Genomic DNA, 16,577 nt, shown 5'->3' with positions numbered 1-16,577 from the left:
TTATCCGCAGGATATCCACAATGTTATCCCCACTATGTGGATAAATTTGTGTGATATCCACGTAGACACGCCTAAAATGTGGATAACTTATCTTTTTTATCCACATCAAGCAATTCGTGCGTGTCATATGAATAACTTATTCATTAAAAATAACTTATTAATTAAAAACTTGATTTTAAATTAGCAAAAATAACAAAACCGCATATCTTAGATAAGACATGCGGTTTATATCAAAATAACTAGAACTTGTTGCTAAACAATAGCGCTTACGCACATGCTTCTATTCTTTAGCACTATTATTTCGTTTTCCTGTTTTCTTATTATTCTGCGCTGATTTATCTTTTTCTACAGTTTCAGACTCTTTTTCAGAAGAAGACTCTTTCTGCTCAACTTCAGATTTAGTATCATCAACCTCAGAATCGCCTTGCTCAGGATTTGCCTCAGATTGATCAACCATAAAATCAGATTGTTCAACCTCGTTTTCACCCATATCAATATCAACAGAAGTAAGAACAGCCATTTGAGTTTTATTTGCATCATCATCTGCAACAGCAACTACAGCGCCATCATGACTTTGTGCAATAGAAGAAAAATCGTAAGCACGCTCTCCTTGATCAGCTAAATCAACGCCCTTACGTTCCTTAGCTTCCGAGATTCGCCATCCAAAAAGCTTTTCAAGAACAAAAGCTAGCACTGCAGTTACAGCACCTGCATAAAGCACCGTAATCCCAATCAAGCACAGTTGTGCAACTAACTGATGCCAATCACCAACAGCGAGTAATCCAGAGCCATCAGCAAATAAGCCTACTGCAAGCACACCAATAAGCGCAGCAACACCATTCACGCTAACTACATGCAAGGCACCATCGTAGCGCACAAAAGTACGAGAGTGAGTCACTAGAGAAGTAATAACACCAGAAAGAACACCCAAAACTAAAGCCCACAATGGAGCAATAACATCCGCGGCTGCAGCACTTGCAGCTAATCCAGCCATAACACCAGACGCAGCTCCCAAAGCAGTAAAGCATCCAGAGTGTAAACGTTCAGTCACACCCCAGGCAAGCATTGAAGCAGAAGCAGTTATTGTGGAACTCACCCAAGCATAACCAGCAACTCCAGGAACACCTGCAGAAGAACCAATCATTAACCCAAGCCAACCGAACCAAATCAGGAAAACGCCAAGCATAACGAAAGGAACATTATGCGGCTGGCGAGCAGCAACACCATTTTCGACTGCTGACTGCGTTGCAGTGGATTCAGCAGCAACTTCAGTTACTGTAGCAACTGGAGAGACAACAGTCTCACTAGCAGCATTTTTAGCATGCTCAACATCAGCCCACAATGCGCGCGATAAACGACTTTTAGGATTACGCGAATTAGTAGCTCCAGAATTAGCATTGCCACTCGTATGCGCAACATTCTTAATATGCAAAACAAAACGCTTAAGAGGGAAGTGAGCATGTCCGCCAATGATCATAACAATTGCAAAAGCCGAAACAGCCGCAGCAATATGCAATATAGAGCCACCCGCGAAGTCATGCACTGAAATACCTAACGCCTGTGAAATAGCACCATTAGGCGAAAGCAATCCACCACCGCACACCATATGCGCTAACGGAGCGAATACTAAAGTAATCCACACAGCTACGAAAATAAGCCAAATAGCGTAACGCACTCGACCGGCTAGAGCTCCAGTAATAAGCGCTACTGCAACAACAGCACATGCTAAGCGAAAAGCTGCAGGAATGCCGCCAGATAATCCGGAATTTGCGTCCATAGACGTAAACACACCATGATCTGCCACCATCGAATCACGGAATAGCAAACCGCTCAATGGATCACCTATAACACCACCAGCCATATCTTTGCCAGCAAAAGCTAACGACCATCCCCACAGCGTCCAAACCAGTGTAGTTACAGCAATAGCGCCAGCTGAAAGCATCATCATATTCACCATGGAAGTAGCGCGTTCACGGCCTCCATAGAACAGGGCAATACCCGGCGTAATAATAAACACCAACGCGCCAGCCAACAATGCCCATTGCGGATCCATTGTGGTCATTTTTCACCTCAATTATTTGAAACAGCGCAACAATAACATCATTGCAGCTTAAGTATTACTTTATATAACTATTGTACCGAGAAACTCTTATAGCCAAAACTCATAAAGACTTTAGCGGAAGATTAAAAACTACCACTCATGCAGCTACATCAATGCTCAGCATTAAGCGAGCAGACCGTCTACGAAGCTTTGAGCATCAAACGGGACCAAATCATCTGGTCCTTCGCCAAGACCTACTAGCTTAACCGGCACACCAAGTTCACGCTGTACAGCTATAACAATTCCACCTTTAGCGGAACCATCAAGCTTAGTAAGGACTACGCCCGTAATGCCAATAGCTTCAGCAAATACTTTTGCTTGAGACATGCCATTTTGACCAGTAGTAGCATCCAATACCAGCAATACTTCATCAACAGGCATAGTTTTTTCTATAACCCTACGAATTTTGCCAAGCTCTTCCATTAAATTTGCTTTATTCTGCAAACGACCAGCAGTATCTACAATCAATAAATCAGTTTGTTCTTCTTTTGCCTTATTCGCAGCAATAAAAGCAACAGAAGCAGGATCAGCACCATCTTTATCTGCACGAACAACTGGCACGCTTACTGCAGACGCCCAAGTTTCAAGTTGATCAGCTGCAGCCGCACGAAAAGTATCTGCTGCAGCAAACATTACTGAACGTTTTTGGGCAATAAACAATCGCGCTAATTTACCAGCAGTAGTGGTTTTACCGGTGCCATTAACGCCGACCATCATAATAACGCTAGGATGATGCGCATCTGATTTATCTGCATTTAAGCGTCGATCAGCGTCTTCATCTACTATTTTCAATAGTTTCGTACGCAATGCTGAATGCACATCTTCTGAACTAGAAGTACCAGCAATGCGTGCATCTTTGCGTAGATCTTCTACTAATTCTTCACTAGCTCGAGAGCCAACATCGGCCATAAGAAGAGTATCTTCTACATCTTCCCAATCTTCTTCCGAAAGATGGTCCTTGCTTATGATATTAAACAATGCACGACCAAATGGATTTGCACTATGAGCCAAACGTTCGCGAAGACGTTTAATACGCGAAGAAGTACTTTCTGGCAATAATTCAGACTTTACTTCTTCATTAGGTATAACAGCTATGTTACTTTCTATCTGTTTTCCAGATTTTTTTGTTCCACGCGCTTTAGTTTTGCCTGTATCGATTGAACTATCAACGCTTTCAGGAATTACTGGTCCATGACTATTGCTGTGAATGCGCAAAATCACTGCAACTGTTACTAATAAGATGGCAATAACAACAGCCGCAGCCGCAAACCAAATTAGCATGTTCATATCCATAACCATATTCATGACATCAAGACTATGAAAGTCAAGGGACACTAGCAATACATTTCACTATTTTTTCTCATCTTTGTCACACTTCAACGTCAATATGCTTAAGTACATCTGCATCTATTACACTAATAAAAGTAGTAATAAATAGCACGAGCTATTATTACGCAAAATTTGAATTCACAAAATCATTAAGGAGGATTTTATGTCAGATCAGCCTACCGTAAATGTATACGGTGCAGATTGGTGTGGAGATTGCAAACGTGCAAAAGCTGCGCTAACCCAGTATGGTGTGGCATTCGTTTGGCACGATATTGAAACAGAAGAAGGTGCTGAAGAAAAAGCGATTGAAATTAGCAATCAAAAGCACATTCCAGTTGTTACTTTTGCGGATAATACTTTTATGGTTGAGCCATCTGCAACACAAATAAAAGCAAAACTGGAGTCACTCGGAATACTGCAATAAATATATATAACACGCATAAGTTCACACGATATTCACTTCGTCGATTGAATGTAGTATACTTGGCATTTGTTGCCCCTTTAGCTCAATTGGCAGAGCAGAGTCCTTTTAAGTCTTGGGTTGTGGGTTCGAGTCCCACAGGGGGCACTTTTTTATATCCAAATTTAGGGTAAGCGAGTAAACTGCAATAAAAAAAACGGGGGAGTCGAAGCTCCCCCTACGAAAAATTCACTTAAGATCAAAAACGACAATCAATGCCATACTTGTTGAGAATTAGCTAATTACTTATATAACGCAATACTCAACTCGCCCAAACACTAGCATCTTGATCATCTTCAACTATATCGTGACCTACAGGTGCTGGAGAAGAATACGTGTATTCATCATCCACAACGCCAGAATCAGCATCTGCATTAATAGCAGCAAGAACATGCTTATCCATTTTGTACTGTGGTAATACGTTCTTAATATAGCTAGTTACAGCATCTTGCATAGCAACGTCATGGCCAACTTTTTCTGCCATAAACCAACGATGATCCAACACTTCATGGAAGAACTGAGCTGGCTCAATTTGCGAACGGAACTCAGGAGGAATCATACGAACTGTTGGCTCGAAAATTTCACGCATCCAATCAGTTGCGACGATTTCCAGCTCTTCACCTTGACGCCATGTAGAAGTGCGATACGCATCCAAATCGTTCAGAAGCCTTCGAGCCTGATTCTCTTGAACGTCCAATCCAGTAAGACGAAGAAGCTTGCGGGAAGCATAACCAGCATCCACAACGCGAGGTCGAACCAAAACCCTTCGACCATCTTCTGAAGTCTTCATCTCCAACTCATCAACATCGAAACCAAGCTCATTTAGACGATTGACACGACGTTCAATTCGCCACATCTCATCAGGACTGAACTTATCAACGTCAGTAAGCGTACTCCAAAGCGAATGATAGCGATCTACTAGACGATTTCCTATACTGATTTCATCTACTTCTGTCGGTAAAAGCTGACCGGAGCTCAAATCCATAAGCTCACCAATAATGTTGGTTCGGGCTAAATCGATATCGTATTCTCGTTGACCTTCTGTTAAACTTCCATGCAAATCACCAGTTTCTGCGTCAACTAGGAATGCAGAAAAAGCATCTGCATCTCGCAAAAACAGCACGTTGGAAAGCGATACATCGCCCCAATAGAAGCCAGAAAGATGCAAGCGCACCATAAGAACAGCAAGCGCATCGATAAGGCGCTCTGCAGTATCCGGACGCAACGTACGAGCAAATAATGCACGATATGGTAGTGAGAACTTTAAATGTTTCGTAACTAACATTGCCTCAAGCTTTTCACCATTAGCGTCATGGCGTCCTGCAACAACAGCTATAGGAGTAACTGTAGGCAACTCAAGTTTACGAAGCCTACGCAAAAGCTCATACTCACGTTCTGCAACTTGACGAGTAATTTCCTTCATTGCATACACTTCATCGCCAACGTGAACAAATCGCACAACGTGACGAGAAATACCACGCGGCAAATTCACGAATAAATCAGCAGGCCATTGAGAAAGTGGTAATTCCCAAGGCAGTGTAAACATTTTTGGATCTGAACTAGCCGCAGTAATCTTCAGTGCCTGCGGCTCTTGAGACGACGCATTCTCGTCCTGTGCAGATACCGAAGTTGCTTGCACAGCACGCGGGTCTAATTGAGGAGCGTCATTCCATTCCATAAAGTTTATTTACCAATCAAGCTCATGCCAACGATATCACTGCATTCCAGATAAACACAGCTCAACCACCGACGAATTATTGATAACAACTATATATAATAAGCGATGCATTGTAATGATGTATTATTGCACACTTATTATGCTGCTTTTTTGTGCCAAAAACGGGGTTCGCGTCATACTGCGAACCCCGCTATACCTTATACCGAAAGTTTGCTTACTAGCTCATATAAGCAGGCAAACCAACACTTTTAGTTCAAACGCAACTCCGTAGAAGGTGCGAACAGATGCATCTTAGATGGATCGATCTTGATCTTCACAGTGTCGCCAACCTTTGGAAGAGCACGTGGGTTCACGCGAATAGTCGTGAGCTTGTTTTGATCAGACATCATCGTAGATGCTTCCTCAGGAGAACCATCGGTGATGATATTGCCGTAGATATAGCCATCGGAACCGAGATCTTCCACGTTCATTACCTTCAAGGAGAACGCATTTGGATCATCGGATGTTGCCAAGCTTGCATCTTCTGGACGGAAGCCAACAATAATCTGTCCGTTATCTTCTGCAGTGAGCTTGTCAACAGCCTCAGCTGGAAGAACTATAGAATCCTCACCGATCTGAGCTCGACCGTTTACAACTGGGTGCTGATTGATATTCATGGATGGCGAGCCAATGAAGCCTGCAACGAATACATTTGCAGGGCGGTCATAAAGCTCAGTAGGAGCTCCAACCTGCTGCAATACGCCAAGCTTAATCACTGCAATGCGATCGCCCATGGTCAAAGCTTCAGTCTGATCGTGGGTAACGTACAGAGTAGTAACACCAAGCTGACGCTGCAAAGCAGCAATCTGAGTACGAGTCTGAACGCGGAGCTTAGCATCAAGGTTGGAAAGAGGCTCATCCATGAGGAAGACTTTTGGTTCACGAACAATTGCGCGACCCATAGCAACACGCTGACGCTGACCACCAGACAAAGCCTTCGGCTTACGATCCAAATACTCTGTCAAATCCAACACTTCTGCAGCTTTTTCAACACGCTTGCGAATTTCTTCCTTAGGAACACCAGCAATCTTCAAAGCAAAGCCCATGTTATCAGCAACTGTCATGTGTGGATACAGTGCATAATTCTGGAAGACCATTGCAATATCGCGATCCTTTGGCTGCATTGTAGTAACATCTTGACCGCCGATGAGGATACGTCCTTTGTTAACCTCTTCAAGACCTGCCAACATACGCAAAGTAGTTGACTTACCGCAACCAGATGGACCAACGAGTACGAGGAACTCACCATCTTTAATAGTCATGTTCAAGTCATCAACCGAAGGCTTATCGTTGCCCGGGTATATACGAGTCACATGATCAAATACAACTTCTGCCATGATATGTCCTTTCATCGGCAGGTACGTGCCGAACGATCCGTAGTGAAGGGTGTGCACTCATGACCCCAATTCCTACATCGGCGGGTATCAATCGTCCACAGTTTACTTACCTGGTCCATTGAAGGTTCTCTTCGTTGAGCCATGCCTTAATATATCATGTTTATCTTAGAAAAACAGCAAAAAATCAGTATTTTGCATAAACTCGGCGTGTCGAGTAAGACGCACAAAAGGAGAATAACTATGGATCAACAACAAGAAACAACAAATAATGAAATGCAAAAATCAAATACCCCTTATAGTAAAAGCTTAATTGGCATCGTAATAGCACTAGTTATTCTTGCATTCGCTGCAGGAGCTGGGTTTATGACTTATTACAATTCAATCAATAAACCACAAGTAAAAATTGAAAATCCAACAACCAATAAGCCAGATACACAAATTGAGGATACAGCAAACTCCCAAATAGCCAAAGAGATTAAAAAACTGCCTTCTTCTGACATCCCACCGGCATCTAATTTACAAGGCGGAATTCTTCTTAGCAAGGATGGGTATGGCAAGCAAGCTGCTGGTGCTCCTACAGTTGCTACTTATTTTGATCCTTTGTGCCCTGGTTGCGGATCCTTTAATCGTACTGTTGATGAAACTTTAATTAAAATGGTTGAAGCAGGTCAAATTAACCTAGAGCTTCATCCTATGTCATTCTTAAATCGTTTTAGCTCAGATCAATATTCTTATCGCGTCTCAAGCGGTATTGCTTATATCGCCTCATATGATAACGATCCAAAGCATTTGCTTCAGTTTATCAATAGCATCTTTAGTGAAAGATTCCAGCCGGAAGAAGGCGATGGATACCAAGCAACACCGAATAAAGCTCTTATTGATTTAGCTGAAGATGCTGGAGTTGCAAATAAGATTGCGAATGAAGCCTTTAACCTACACTATGTTAAGTGGCAAGAAGTTATTAATGAGAATACTCCAGAAGAAAAAGCTTTATGGAATGTTTCTGGCTCTAATAAAGGCGCTATGACAACTCCAACAGTAACAATTAATGGTAAGCTAGTAGATCTCAATGCAGCTTCTGAAAAGCAGATGGATCCTTTGGAAGCTATATTAAAGTCTTTGGGAATCGATAAAGAACATGTTGGCAAATCTGGCCATATGCCAAAAGTTACATATAAGAGCAAGCCGCTTGATTTATAAATAAAATTAAGTAATTTCTATACTAAAACGGACGTTAAGAATACACTCAACGTCCGTTTTTATTTAATAATTTATATTTCTATAATTTAGCTTATTTACAATGCAATAGGGGAACTAGTGTCAGACACTTTAGGCATCTGACCTGCAACTCCAACTTGCTTTTTATCCAAGCCAATGCAATGAAGCAGAGCATCAAGCACCTTCATTTTTTTCTCATTAATGGCATTCATATCAAGCAATTTATCGTTAATAGTTACTGTTGGAGTTGTCATAGATCCTTTATTTGAACCGCTGACATTCCACAATTCCTTACGATCAGGAGTGTATTTATTAACTAGCAGCTGCCACTTCAAATATTGGCGGTTAAAAGCTTTACTTGCAATTTCGTTTGGAATTCCAGATTTCTTAGCCAGTTTAATCAATTCTTTATTGCTTACAGGCTTATATCCCTCGCCTTCTTCCGGCTGGAATTTTTCGTTAAAAATACCATTGATAAACTGAAGCAAATGCTTTGGATCGTTATCATATGAAGCGATATAAGCAATAGCACTAGAAACACGAGTCGAGTAATGGTCAGTAGAAAGTCCATCCAAGAATGACATTGGGTGAAGTTCTAGGTTAATTTGACCTGCTTCAACCATTTTAATTAAAGTTTCATCAACAGTACGATTAAAGTTTCCACAGCCAGGGCACAAAGGATCAAAATAAGTAGCAACTGTAGGAGCACCAGCAGCTTGCTTACCGTACCCATCCTTGCTAAGAAGAATTCCATTCTTAGAATTAACACCGCTTGGACGAATACTTGGATCAATATTATCCAAATTATGATTAGATTTTGCAGATTGCTCTACTTTTTTCTGAGGCTGAACGTAAGCTGCCTGATACGCAGTAATGCCTACAGCAGCCAACATAGCCGCAACAATAATTACTACAATAACGCCGATAATTGCTTGCTGACGACGCTCACGCGCGGCACGTTCGCGATTTTCTATGGTTCTTTGTAGGCGAGTAGCAGATGAATCTCCCTGCTTATTATCACGCATCTGAATTTTAGGCATTGTTATCCTTCAACCCTTTATTTCGCATGCTAAGACTAGTTCCTAGCAGCATTCTTGCTAATGAAATAATAACCTCACCACAGTTTAGTAGATGGCATCAACGGAAAATACACATTACGTATCGTACTATTTTTATTTTTCAAATGATTTTCCAGAATAAAATAACGCACCTAATCCTAAACGGAATTTTGTAGTCCATTTAACTACAGCAAAAACAACCCATGCAACAATAAATCCTAGAGTATATCCAAATGCAGTATTTGAAAAAATATTAGGTGAGTAAGCTGGCAAAAGAATACGCAAGGATCCAACATCTATAGAAAGTAATTCAGGATTATCACCACAGAGAAATGGATATATAACAGCTCCAATACCTCCAGAAATCACAATAGCTATAACTCGTGGAAGCATGTAGACGAATCCTCGAATAATATGCCATGGCAAAGTTGCAATACGCACTACAGAATCATGACGAGGAATTATTCCATCGTTAAGTTGCCATCTTCGCAAGCTTGATGAAATACTGTAGCCGGATGTTGCACTAATCCACATAAAAACCATCGCAAAACCAATAGAATCGAGAATGCTTAAGCAAGCAATGGCTAAATGAAGAATTATACAAATCAGCAGTATCCATGTTCCTTTACGCACATAATCATGTTGATTAAGAGTATGATCAACAGAAGGCACTTCATCACTTTTAACATGAAGGGAATCGCCTGCTTCATTTTCAATATTGTCATTATCAAAAACGTTATTAGAAGCATGAATAAGTTTTGAAGATTGTGCAATACGTGAATTGTTTGAATTGTCGTTCTGTATATGCTGTAAATCGACATCGTTTAACGCATTAATTCGTGTTTTTTCATCTACACAAAATGTTTTATCGTCTTCACTATCTAATGAATGCGGCATAACAGTAGTAGAACGAACAGTTACGGTTGGCGTTTCTCCATCAGAGTTAAGATTTGTTATGCCAGCTGTACCAGCTGCATCGCAGGTACGAGAATTTGTTAGTATAGCAGTTTTTTCTTTTGTTTCACGACTCGTTTCACGCCACATTTTACGCATAGTTATGTTAGTGGCATTACGGTCAAAAGGGCGGTTCACCTCCGGCCAGGCTAAAGGATCCATAGCATCTTGACTAATTGCATTTTCTAAATCAGATAGCATGCAACGCTGTTCTCGAATCGGATTCAACGCCTTACGAAAAGCAGCCATTGTTCTAGGAGGCAACCCAGTTAAATCTGCATTGCCTGAGGCAGCACGCTCCAAAACCGCCATCATAGGCTTTGTGCCAAAAACAGGCTTACCGGTAGCCGCAAATGCAAGCACAGCAGCAACAGACCACCAATCTGTAAGTTCATCTGAATCTCCGCCTTCAATAATTTCTGGAGCAATAAAACCAGGAGTGCCCATCACTAATCCCGTGCGAGTAACATGGCTTTCACCTTCACCCATCGCAATACCAAAATCTACTAATACTGGTCCAGTAGCAGAAATCATTACATTAGTTGGTTTAATATCGCGATGAACAATACCGGCTTCATGAACTGCCTTAACAGCTTCAATAAGCTTATGCGCGAGACGCTCTAAATCATCTGCAATATAGGGCCCATTCTCATCCACGTCTTCGCGCAAATTATGTCCTTCAATCAATTCTGTCACAATAAAAGCGATTGAAGCATCTAATTCCATATCCACTATCGCGCAAACACCTGGATGATGAATCCTCTGCAAAGCCAAAGCTTCACGTTTTAAACGCATTCGAGCACGTTCCTGCTCAGAATCCTCATCTTCACTCTGTTTTGTACGAACAGAAGCACGTAATATTTTCATAGCATATTGATTGCCGCCATCGTCATTAACGCGCCAAACTGACCCCATTGCGCCGCCGCCAAGCCTAGAAATAAGCGTGTATCCGCCTACATTATTCCCTGGCTGCAAATCGAACATGCTTGTATCTTCCATACTGCATTATGTTAATGCCTTATATTGCCAAATACACAAATATAAACAACAAAAAACACGCCGTTTCTATATTCAACATCGCCGTAATTTTGTAATGACGTGGCATATGGTACACTAATCAATTGTTCTACTTAGCATGATTTGTTATGCTAACGAGAAAACATCGCCTCCTTAGCTCAGATGGCCAGAGCGGCCGCCTTGTAAGCGGCAGGTCGCCGGTTCGATCCCGGCAGGAGGCTCCATTTTTATTCCACTCGTTTCGTGAGTATTTCTTATTTTTTGTTCACATATTCCAGAACTATAGTTTTGTTATCTTTCGTATCACATATAATGACGTGAAATGATTAAAGCAGAGGGGATAGTGGCTAATTAACTATTCAAAAATAGAAAAGATTTCTATTTTTCATATACAGTGCCAATTATGGCGTATTATGAAAATGACAAATCTATATCTGCGCACATGATCATCTTTATAACAAAAAACTTTTCGCGAGTAAGAACTCGGGAACCTTCCCCCAACTCAGGGTTTCCGAGGTGAGAGTGGAGCGTCCCCCAACCAGCTCCACCTCATAGGGGGCGGGAATATCCCCTTCTCTCCCGCCCCCACTTTTATTTTGTTTTGCATTCGATTTTGAATGCCAAACTGAAGGTATAATAGAAAAGTTAGCATTATTGCGAAGGGAGTGATTGTATGGCACGTCGATGGACGCCTAGACGATTAATAGTGATGCGTCGTGCAAGAATAATCGCCTGCGTTTTATCTATATCACTCACAGCAACAAGCTTGTTTATATTTACAGCTAAAAAATCTGTTGCAATGATCGTAAATGGAAAAACGCGTATTGTAAGCACTTATTCAACAAATCCAATACGTTTATTGGAAGAACAACACGTGCCAGTAAAAACTCACGATCAAATTATTTCTTCTTCTGGAGATATTCTCACAAATCATTCTACTGTAACAGTTCGCAGTGCTTATCAAACTTCTATCACTGTAGATGGAGTAACTATACCGTTCTGGACTGTTGCAACTAGTGTCGATCAATTAATCGGCTTTTTTAAAGCTAATGCTAAGAACGCTTCACGAATTACAGTAAATTTGCAAAATATTTACGATAAACTAACTTGCGGCTTATCGATTAATAAAAAAGGTCCAATTAGCGTTATCTCTGACGGGAAAACACGCGTTGTGCAAAATGGAGACTTACCTGCGAGCGCAATTCTTGATTCTCAAGGTATAGTGCTCGGCAAGGAAGATCGCGTAAGCGTAGAAGAAGATGATGGAAATACTGTTTTACGTGTTTCTCGAGTTACTCATGGCAAAGAAACTCGTACGGTTTCATTACCTTTTGCCACACAAACTGTAGTAGATCCTAAACTTCCAGCAAATTCTCGCGTTGTACAACAAGTTGGCGTGAATGGTGAGCGGGAAGATGTTTATAACGTTACATACGTAGATGGCAAAGCAGAAAGCGCAACTCTAGTTTCGCAAAATTTGGTAAAGCCTGCAGTTAATCAAGTTATTGCTGTAGGTAAGGCTGCTCCCGCACCAATTCACAAAAATAATACAAATACACAAAAGTCAAAACAATCCAAACAACAAACAAACTCTCAACACAAAAAGCAGAATACTGAGCAGCCTGCAAAACAGGAGAAGAAAAACAGCCAACAGCAAACTCAACAAAATCAGAAAACGCAAAATCAGGCTCAAAGCAAAGACCAGAATGGTAACAATGGTGCGCAAACATCACAAACTCAACAACAAACCGCATCTGCTGCCCCCGCACCTGCAGCTAATCCACCTGCACCCGCTCCAAGCTCTAATCCCGATAGCCTCGTACATGCTACTCCAGAACAAGCTAAACTATTTGCTCAGGGCGCGGCTGCGCAAATGGGTTGGACCGGTAAAGAATGGGAAGATCTTTTATGGTTATGGAATAGGGAATCTGGATGGAGATGGAACGCAGAAAATCCTAGCTCACACGCTTATGGCATTCCTCAAGCTCTTCCTGCAAATAAAATGAGCAGCGCAGGAGCTAATTGGCATGAAGATGCCGCAATACAAATTAGCTGGGGTCTAAGTTACATTAAGGGCAAATATAAAACACCTAGTGGAGCAGTAAAGCATTCGCGCGAAATTGGCTGGTATTAAAAGGCAGCAGCGTGTTTTAACGCACTTTGGTGCAACAGATTAATTGTTACGAAATTTGGATGGTAAAACTTTGACAGAAATCAGCATTGAAAATGAAGGTCAGCTTTTAGGTGCAGCAGATATTAGACGTATTGCTGCCGAGGAAGGCATTACTCCTACCAAAAAGTTTGGTCAAAATTTCGTTATTGATCCTGGTACAGTGCGAAAAATAGTAGCGGCAGCTGGAGTTAAATCTGGCGATATCGTTATGGAGGTAGGGCCTGGTCTTGGTTCTCTTACTCTTGCAATATTGCAAACAGGAGCACAGCTTACTGCAGTAGAAATAGACCCTCCGCTAGCTCGACGATTGCCGCATACTGTAGAAGAATTTATGCCTAAAGCAATGCAAAAGTTTAATGTCATTCTAAAAGATGCTTTAACAGTAAATGCCGATGATGTTCCACAAATTGCACAGGCTAAAAAATTTACTCTTGTTGCAAACCTGCCATACAATGTTGCGACGCCTATTATTCTTACTTTGCTAGAAAAATTTAGCAACTTACAGAATTTTCTAGTTATGGTTCAAAAAGAGGTAGCAGATCGTTTATGCGCACAACCTGGGAATAAAGTATATGGCACACCAAGTGTTAAGTTGGCGTGGTACGGCAAAGCCCAGCGCGCAGGGCTTATCGGTCGTAATGTGTTTTGGCCATCGCCAAACGTTGATTCGGCATTAGTTTCTTTTACTCGCGATTGCACAAGCAAAGGTGACAACAATGAGCGTGAGGGAGTATTCGCTTTCATTGATGCAGCCTTCCAGCAACGACGTAAGACATTGCACGCAGCTCTTAAAAATCAAGTTCCAGAAGAAGCATATAAAAATTCTGGAATTGACCCAACTAGACGCGGCGAGACGCTTACTTGCGATGAATTTATTGCTTTGTATCGCGCATGCAAAGATTGTCAATTATAAATAAAACGCATATTTATTCGTTGAATAAATATGCAAAATAAAATATTACGCAATGAAATATTACGTATATTCTGCAGCTTGTGTAAACTTGCTGCTAACAAAGTTACAAACCACAGATCGGAAGTGAACATGACGCAAGAATACGACGAACGTATTGCTCGTAAAGCTTTCATGTATCAAAGAAAAAGATCTGTACTCACCACAGTGGGCGTAGGCCTAGGCGTCACCTTTATATTTGCTTTACTTGTGCAATTCCACGCTTTTGGTATAAATTCTGTGCGTGCTCCAAAAGATAACCCAAATTATGGTGTTCCAGCTCCATGCGCAATAATAGGAAAAGAAGGAGCCAAAGCCCCTTACGTAGATAATAGAGCTGTAGCAATCAGAGTTCTAAACGGCACAAAGTTCCGCGGTTTTGCTCGCGCTGTTGGCGAAGCTTTAAACGCTCGTGGATTTAACTTAACAGAGGTTAACAATAACAAATCAAGTAATATTAAACGAACAATCATTTACTTTGGAAAAAACGCTATTAATGAAGCTTATACAGTAAACGCTAATTTTACCGATGCAATTATGCGAATGGATGATAGAAAAGATAAGCTCGTCGATATTGTGCTTGGCTCTACTTTTAATAATCTTCGCCCTAAAGTAGATGTTCCAGCAGCAGGCGCAGCAATACATGAAGTGCAAGGATGTATAAGAGCTGACCTTATGAAAAACATTCCTAAGGCAGATCAGCATAAGGAAGTTAGATAAAAAAGAGTAGCAGTATAAAATATTTTACTGCTACTCTTTTATTTAAGTGAAGAAACTTTTACTTTTTGTACGTTTCCTCATACCATCGCTGTAATTCTTCTACAGCAATATCATGGTCTACCGGACCATTATCGAGACGGTAATCAAGCATATGCTTATAAGCCTCACCAACTATTGGACCTGGTTGCAAATGCAATAATTGCATTATTTCATTACCGTCTACATCAGGTCTAATAGCGTTAAAATCTTCCTGCTTTTTAAGCTCTTTTACGCGCTCTTCCATCTCGTCCATCGCATGCTCAAACATTAACGATTTGCGACGATTCTGAGTGGTTGCATCTGCTCTAGTAAGTCGATTCAACCGCTCATACAGATGTCCTGAATCTTTTACGTAACGACGAACTGCAGAATCAGTCCACGGTTCATCAACATACCCATGAAAACGCAAATGCAAATTCACTAATTCAGTAACATCGTCGATAAGATGATGATCAAAATGCAGTGCTTTCAAACGTTTACGAGTCATTTTTGCGCCAACAACATCATGGTGGTGGAAACTAACTTTCCCTCCATCTTCAAATTTTCGAGTTTTTGGCTTCCCAATGTCATGCAATAAAGCAGCTAGACGCAATGTTAAATCTGGAGACGGCACTGGACCTTCTTGATCTGTTTCCAAAGCTATAGCGCGCTCAAGAACCATCATTGTGTGTTCAAAAACGTCCTTATGACGATGATGCTCGTCAATTTCAAGCTGTAAAGCTGGAATCTCCGGAAGAACACGCTGAGCTATACCAGATTCAACAAGAGCTTCTAATCCTTTACGAGGTCTGTCCGAAAGTAACATTTTAGTAATTTCGTCGCGAATTCTTTCAGCAGAAACAATATCTAACCTATCTGCCATGTCTACAATCGCTTCAGCAGTATTTGCTTCGATACTAAACCCAAGTTGCGCAACAAAACGAACTGCACGCATCATACGCAAAGGATCGTCATCAAAAGATTGACGAGGATCAACCGGGGTTCGCAACACGCCTTTAGCTAAATCACTGGCACCGCCAAAAGGATCCACAAACTCTAAATCTGGCACGCGCAACGCCATTGCGTTGACAGTAAAATCACGCCTAGAAAGATCACCTTCTAAAGTATCACCGTATTGCACTTCAGGTTTACGAGAATCTGGATCGTACACATCAGAACGATATGTAGTAATTTCAACTTTTACTTCTGTACCATCAGCACGCCGACGCATAGCTCCCAACGTGCCAAATTTACGACCCATATCCCAAAAACCATCATGTCCCCAACGACGCAAAATAGGTTCAAACTCTTCAGGTCGAGCTGATGTACAAAAATCAAGATCATGCGACACGCGATGCAGTAGCATATCTCTCACAGGACCACCAACTAATGCAAGTTCATAATGACGCTCAGCAAAAAGTCGCCCCAACTCTATAGCTTCAGGCCAAACTTCGAAGTTCTCAGTCACCCTTACCGACACCCTTTCAGCAAAAATCAATCTATATTCCAGCATACCGTTACCCCAA

At 41.4% G+C, this 16,577-nt stretch carries 12 protein-coding genes and 2 tRNA genes; 7 read left to right on the top strand and 7 right to left on the bottom strand.

Annotated elements, in window-relative coordinates; translation table 11 throughout:
* Positions 1–280: 280 nt before the first annotated feature.
* Positions 281–2,062, bottom strand: a complete 1,782-nt coding sequence (locus tag HXT47_RS00595) for an ammonium transporter (protein WP_064621992.1) — start codon at positions 2,060–2,062, stop codon at positions 281–283.
* Positions 2,063–2,224: 162 nt separating this feature from the next.
* Complete coding sequence (gene ftsY / locus HXT47_RS00590) at positions 2,225–3,406, bottom strand: signal recognition particle-docking protein FtsY (protein WP_101885826.1); 1,182 nt, start codon at positions 3,404–3,406, stop codon at positions 2,225–2,227.
* Between the two features lie 187 nt (positions 3,407–3,593).
* Here ftsY and HXT47_RS00585 point away from each other — a divergent pair, with 187 nt between their 5' ends.
* Both HXT47_RS00585 and HXT47_RS00580 read left to right on the top strand, forming a co-directional pair.
* Positions 3,594–3,854 (top strand): glutaredoxin domain-containing protein, encoded by a 261-nt coding sequence (locus tag HXT47_RS00585; RefSeq protein ID WP_004105832.1) that lies wholly within the window; start codon positions 3,594–3,596, stop codon positions 3,852–3,854.
* A gap of 71 nt (positions 3,855–3,925) precedes the next feature.
* Positions 3,926–3,998, top strand: a tRNA-Lys gene (locus HXT47_RS00580).
* 154 nt (positions 3,999–4,152) lie between these two features.
* On the opposite strand, the gene HXT47_RS00575 is transcribed toward HXT47_RS00580, so the two are convergent.
* A complete protein-coding gene (locus HXT47_RS00575; protein ID WP_004105830.1) occupies positions 4,153–5,568 on the bottom strand; it encodes a DUF4032 domain-containing protein in 1,416 nt (471 codons plus the stop codon).
* 248 nt (positions 5,569–5,816) lie between these two features.
* Complete coding sequence (locus HXT47_RS00570; protein ID WP_004105828.1) at positions 5,817–6,944, bottom strand: ABC transporter ATP-binding protein; 1,128 nt, start codon at positions 6,942–6,944, stop codon at positions 5,817–5,819.
* A 240-nt stretch (positions 6,945–7,184) separates the two neighbouring features.
* Here HXT47_RS00570 and HXT47_RS00565 point away from each other — a divergent pair, with 240 nt between their 5' ends.
* A complete protein-coding gene (locus HXT47_RS00565) occupies positions 7,185–8,144 on the top strand; it encodes a DsbA family protein (RefSeq protein ID WP_116971242.1) in 960 nt (319 codons plus the stop codon).
* A 95-nt stretch (positions 8,145–8,239) separates the two neighbouring features.
* Here HXT47_RS00565 and HXT47_RS00560 read toward each other — a convergent pair whose 3' ends face one another.
* Both HXT47_RS00560 and HXT47_RS00555 read right to left on the bottom strand, forming a co-directional pair.
* Positions 8,240–9,202 carry a DsbA family protein gene (locus HXT47_RS00560; RefSeq protein WP_004105824.1) on the bottom strand — a complete coding sequence of 321 codons (963 nt, stop codon included), beginning with the start codon at positions 9,200–9,202 and terminating at the stop codon, positions 8,240–8,242.
* A gap of 132 nt (positions 9,203–9,334) precedes the next feature.
* A complete protein-coding gene (locus tag HXT47_RS00555; RefSeq protein ID WP_004119604.1) occupies positions 9,335–11,173 on the bottom strand; it encodes a serine/threonine-protein kinase in 1,839 nt (612 codons plus the stop codon).
* Positions 11,174–11,338: 165 nt separating this feature from the next.
* Between HXT47_RS00555 and HXT47_RS00550 the strand changes: the two genes are divergently transcribed.
* From HXT47_RS00550 to HXT47_RS00535, 4 genes are all read left to right on the top strand, one after another.
* Positions 11,339–11,415 (top strand) — tRNA-Thr (locus HXT47_RS00550).
* Between the two features lie 449 nt (positions 11,416–11,864).
* On the top strand, positions 11,865–13,325 hold the full coding sequence (locus tag HXT47_RS00545; RefSeq protein ID WP_410299516.1) for a G5 domain-containing protein: 1,461 nt from the start codon (positions 11,865–11,867) through the stop codon (positions 13,323–13,325).
* Between the two features lie 55 nt (positions 13,326–13,380).
* The gene (rsmA, locus tag HXT47_RS00540) at positions 13,381–14,277 is read left to right on the top strand and encodes a 16S rRNA (adenine(1518)-N(6)/adenine(1519)-N(6))-dimethyltransferase RsmA (protein WP_116442562.1); all 897 of its coding nucleotides are present in this window, start codon (positions 13,381–13,383) and stop codon (positions 14,275–14,277) included.
* 129 nt (positions 14,278–14,406) lie between these two features.
* Positions 14,407–15,033, top strand: coding sequence for a LytR C-terminal domain-containing protein (locus HXT47_RS00535; protein WP_004105817.1), 627 nt, complete (start codon positions 14,407–14,409; stop codon positions 15,031–15,033).
* A gap of 58 nt (positions 15,034–15,091) precedes the next feature.
* On the opposite strand, the gene HXT47_RS00530 is transcribed toward HXT47_RS00535, so the two are convergent.
* Positions 15,092–16,564, bottom strand: a complete 1,473-nt coding sequence (locus HXT47_RS00530; protein WP_050543380.1) for a CCA tRNA nucleotidyltransferase — start codon at positions 16,562–16,564, stop codon at positions 15,092–15,094.
* Positions 16,565–16,577 lie beyond the last annotated feature (13 nt).

Source organism: Gardnerella sp. DNF01205, assembly GCF_049244135.1.
Classification (GTDB): Bacteria; Actinomycetota; Actinomycetes; order Actinomycetales; family Bifidobacteriaceae; genus Bifidobacterium; species Bifidobacterium leopoldii.
The sequence above is the reverse complement of the archived record's forward strand: the minus strand, read 5'-3'. Positions and strand labels throughout refer to the sequence as shown.

What these genes read in the sequence shown, in the direction of transcription:
- HXT47_RS00595 (WP_064621992.1), bottom strand. Translation starts at nt 2,062, where the DNA reads ATGACCACAATGGATCCGCAATGGGCATTGTTGGCTGGCGCGTTGGTG.
- ftsY (WP_101885826.1), bottom strand. Translation starts at nt 3,406, where the DNA reads ATGAATATGGTTATGGATATGAACATGCTAATTTGGTTTGCGGCTGCG.
- HXT47_RS00585 (WP_004105832.1), top strand. Translation starts at nt 3,594, where the DNA reads ATGTCAGATCAGCCTACCGTAAATGTATACGGTGCAGATTGGTGTGGA.
- HXT47_RS00575 (WP_004105830.1), bottom strand. Translation starts at nt 5,568, where the DNA reads ATGGAATGGAATGACGCTCCTCAATTAGACCCGCGTGCTGTGCAAGCA.
- HXT47_RS00570 (WP_004105828.1), bottom strand. Translation starts at nt 6,944, where the DNA reads ATGGCAGAAGTTGTATTTGATCATGTGACTCGTATATACCCGGGCAAC.
- HXT47_RS00565 (WP_116971242.1), top strand. Translation starts at nt 7,185, where the DNA reads ATGGATCAACAACAAGAAACAACAAATAATGAAATGCAAAAATCAAAT.
- HXT47_RS00560 (WP_004105824.1), bottom strand. Translation starts at nt 9,202, where the DNA reads ATGCCTAAAATTCAGATGCGTGATAATAAGCAGGGAGATTCATCTGCT.
- HXT47_RS00555 (WP_004119604.1), bottom strand. Translation starts at nt 11,173, where the DNA reads ATGGAAGATACAAGCATGTTCGATTTGCAGCCAGGGAATAATGTAGGC.
- HXT47_RS00545 (WP_410299516.1), top strand. Translation starts at nt 11,865, where the DNA reads ATGGCACGTCGATGGACGCCTAGACGATTAATAGTGATGCGTCGTGCA.
- HXT47_RS00535 (WP_004105817.1), top strand. Translation starts at nt 14,407, where the DNA reads ATGACGCAAGAATACGACGAACGTATTGCTCGTAAAGCTTTCATGTAT.
- HXT47_RS00530 (WP_050543380.1), bottom strand. Translation starts at nt 16,564, where the DNA reads ATGCTGGAATATAGATTGATTTTTGCTGAAAGGGTGTCGGTAAGGGTG.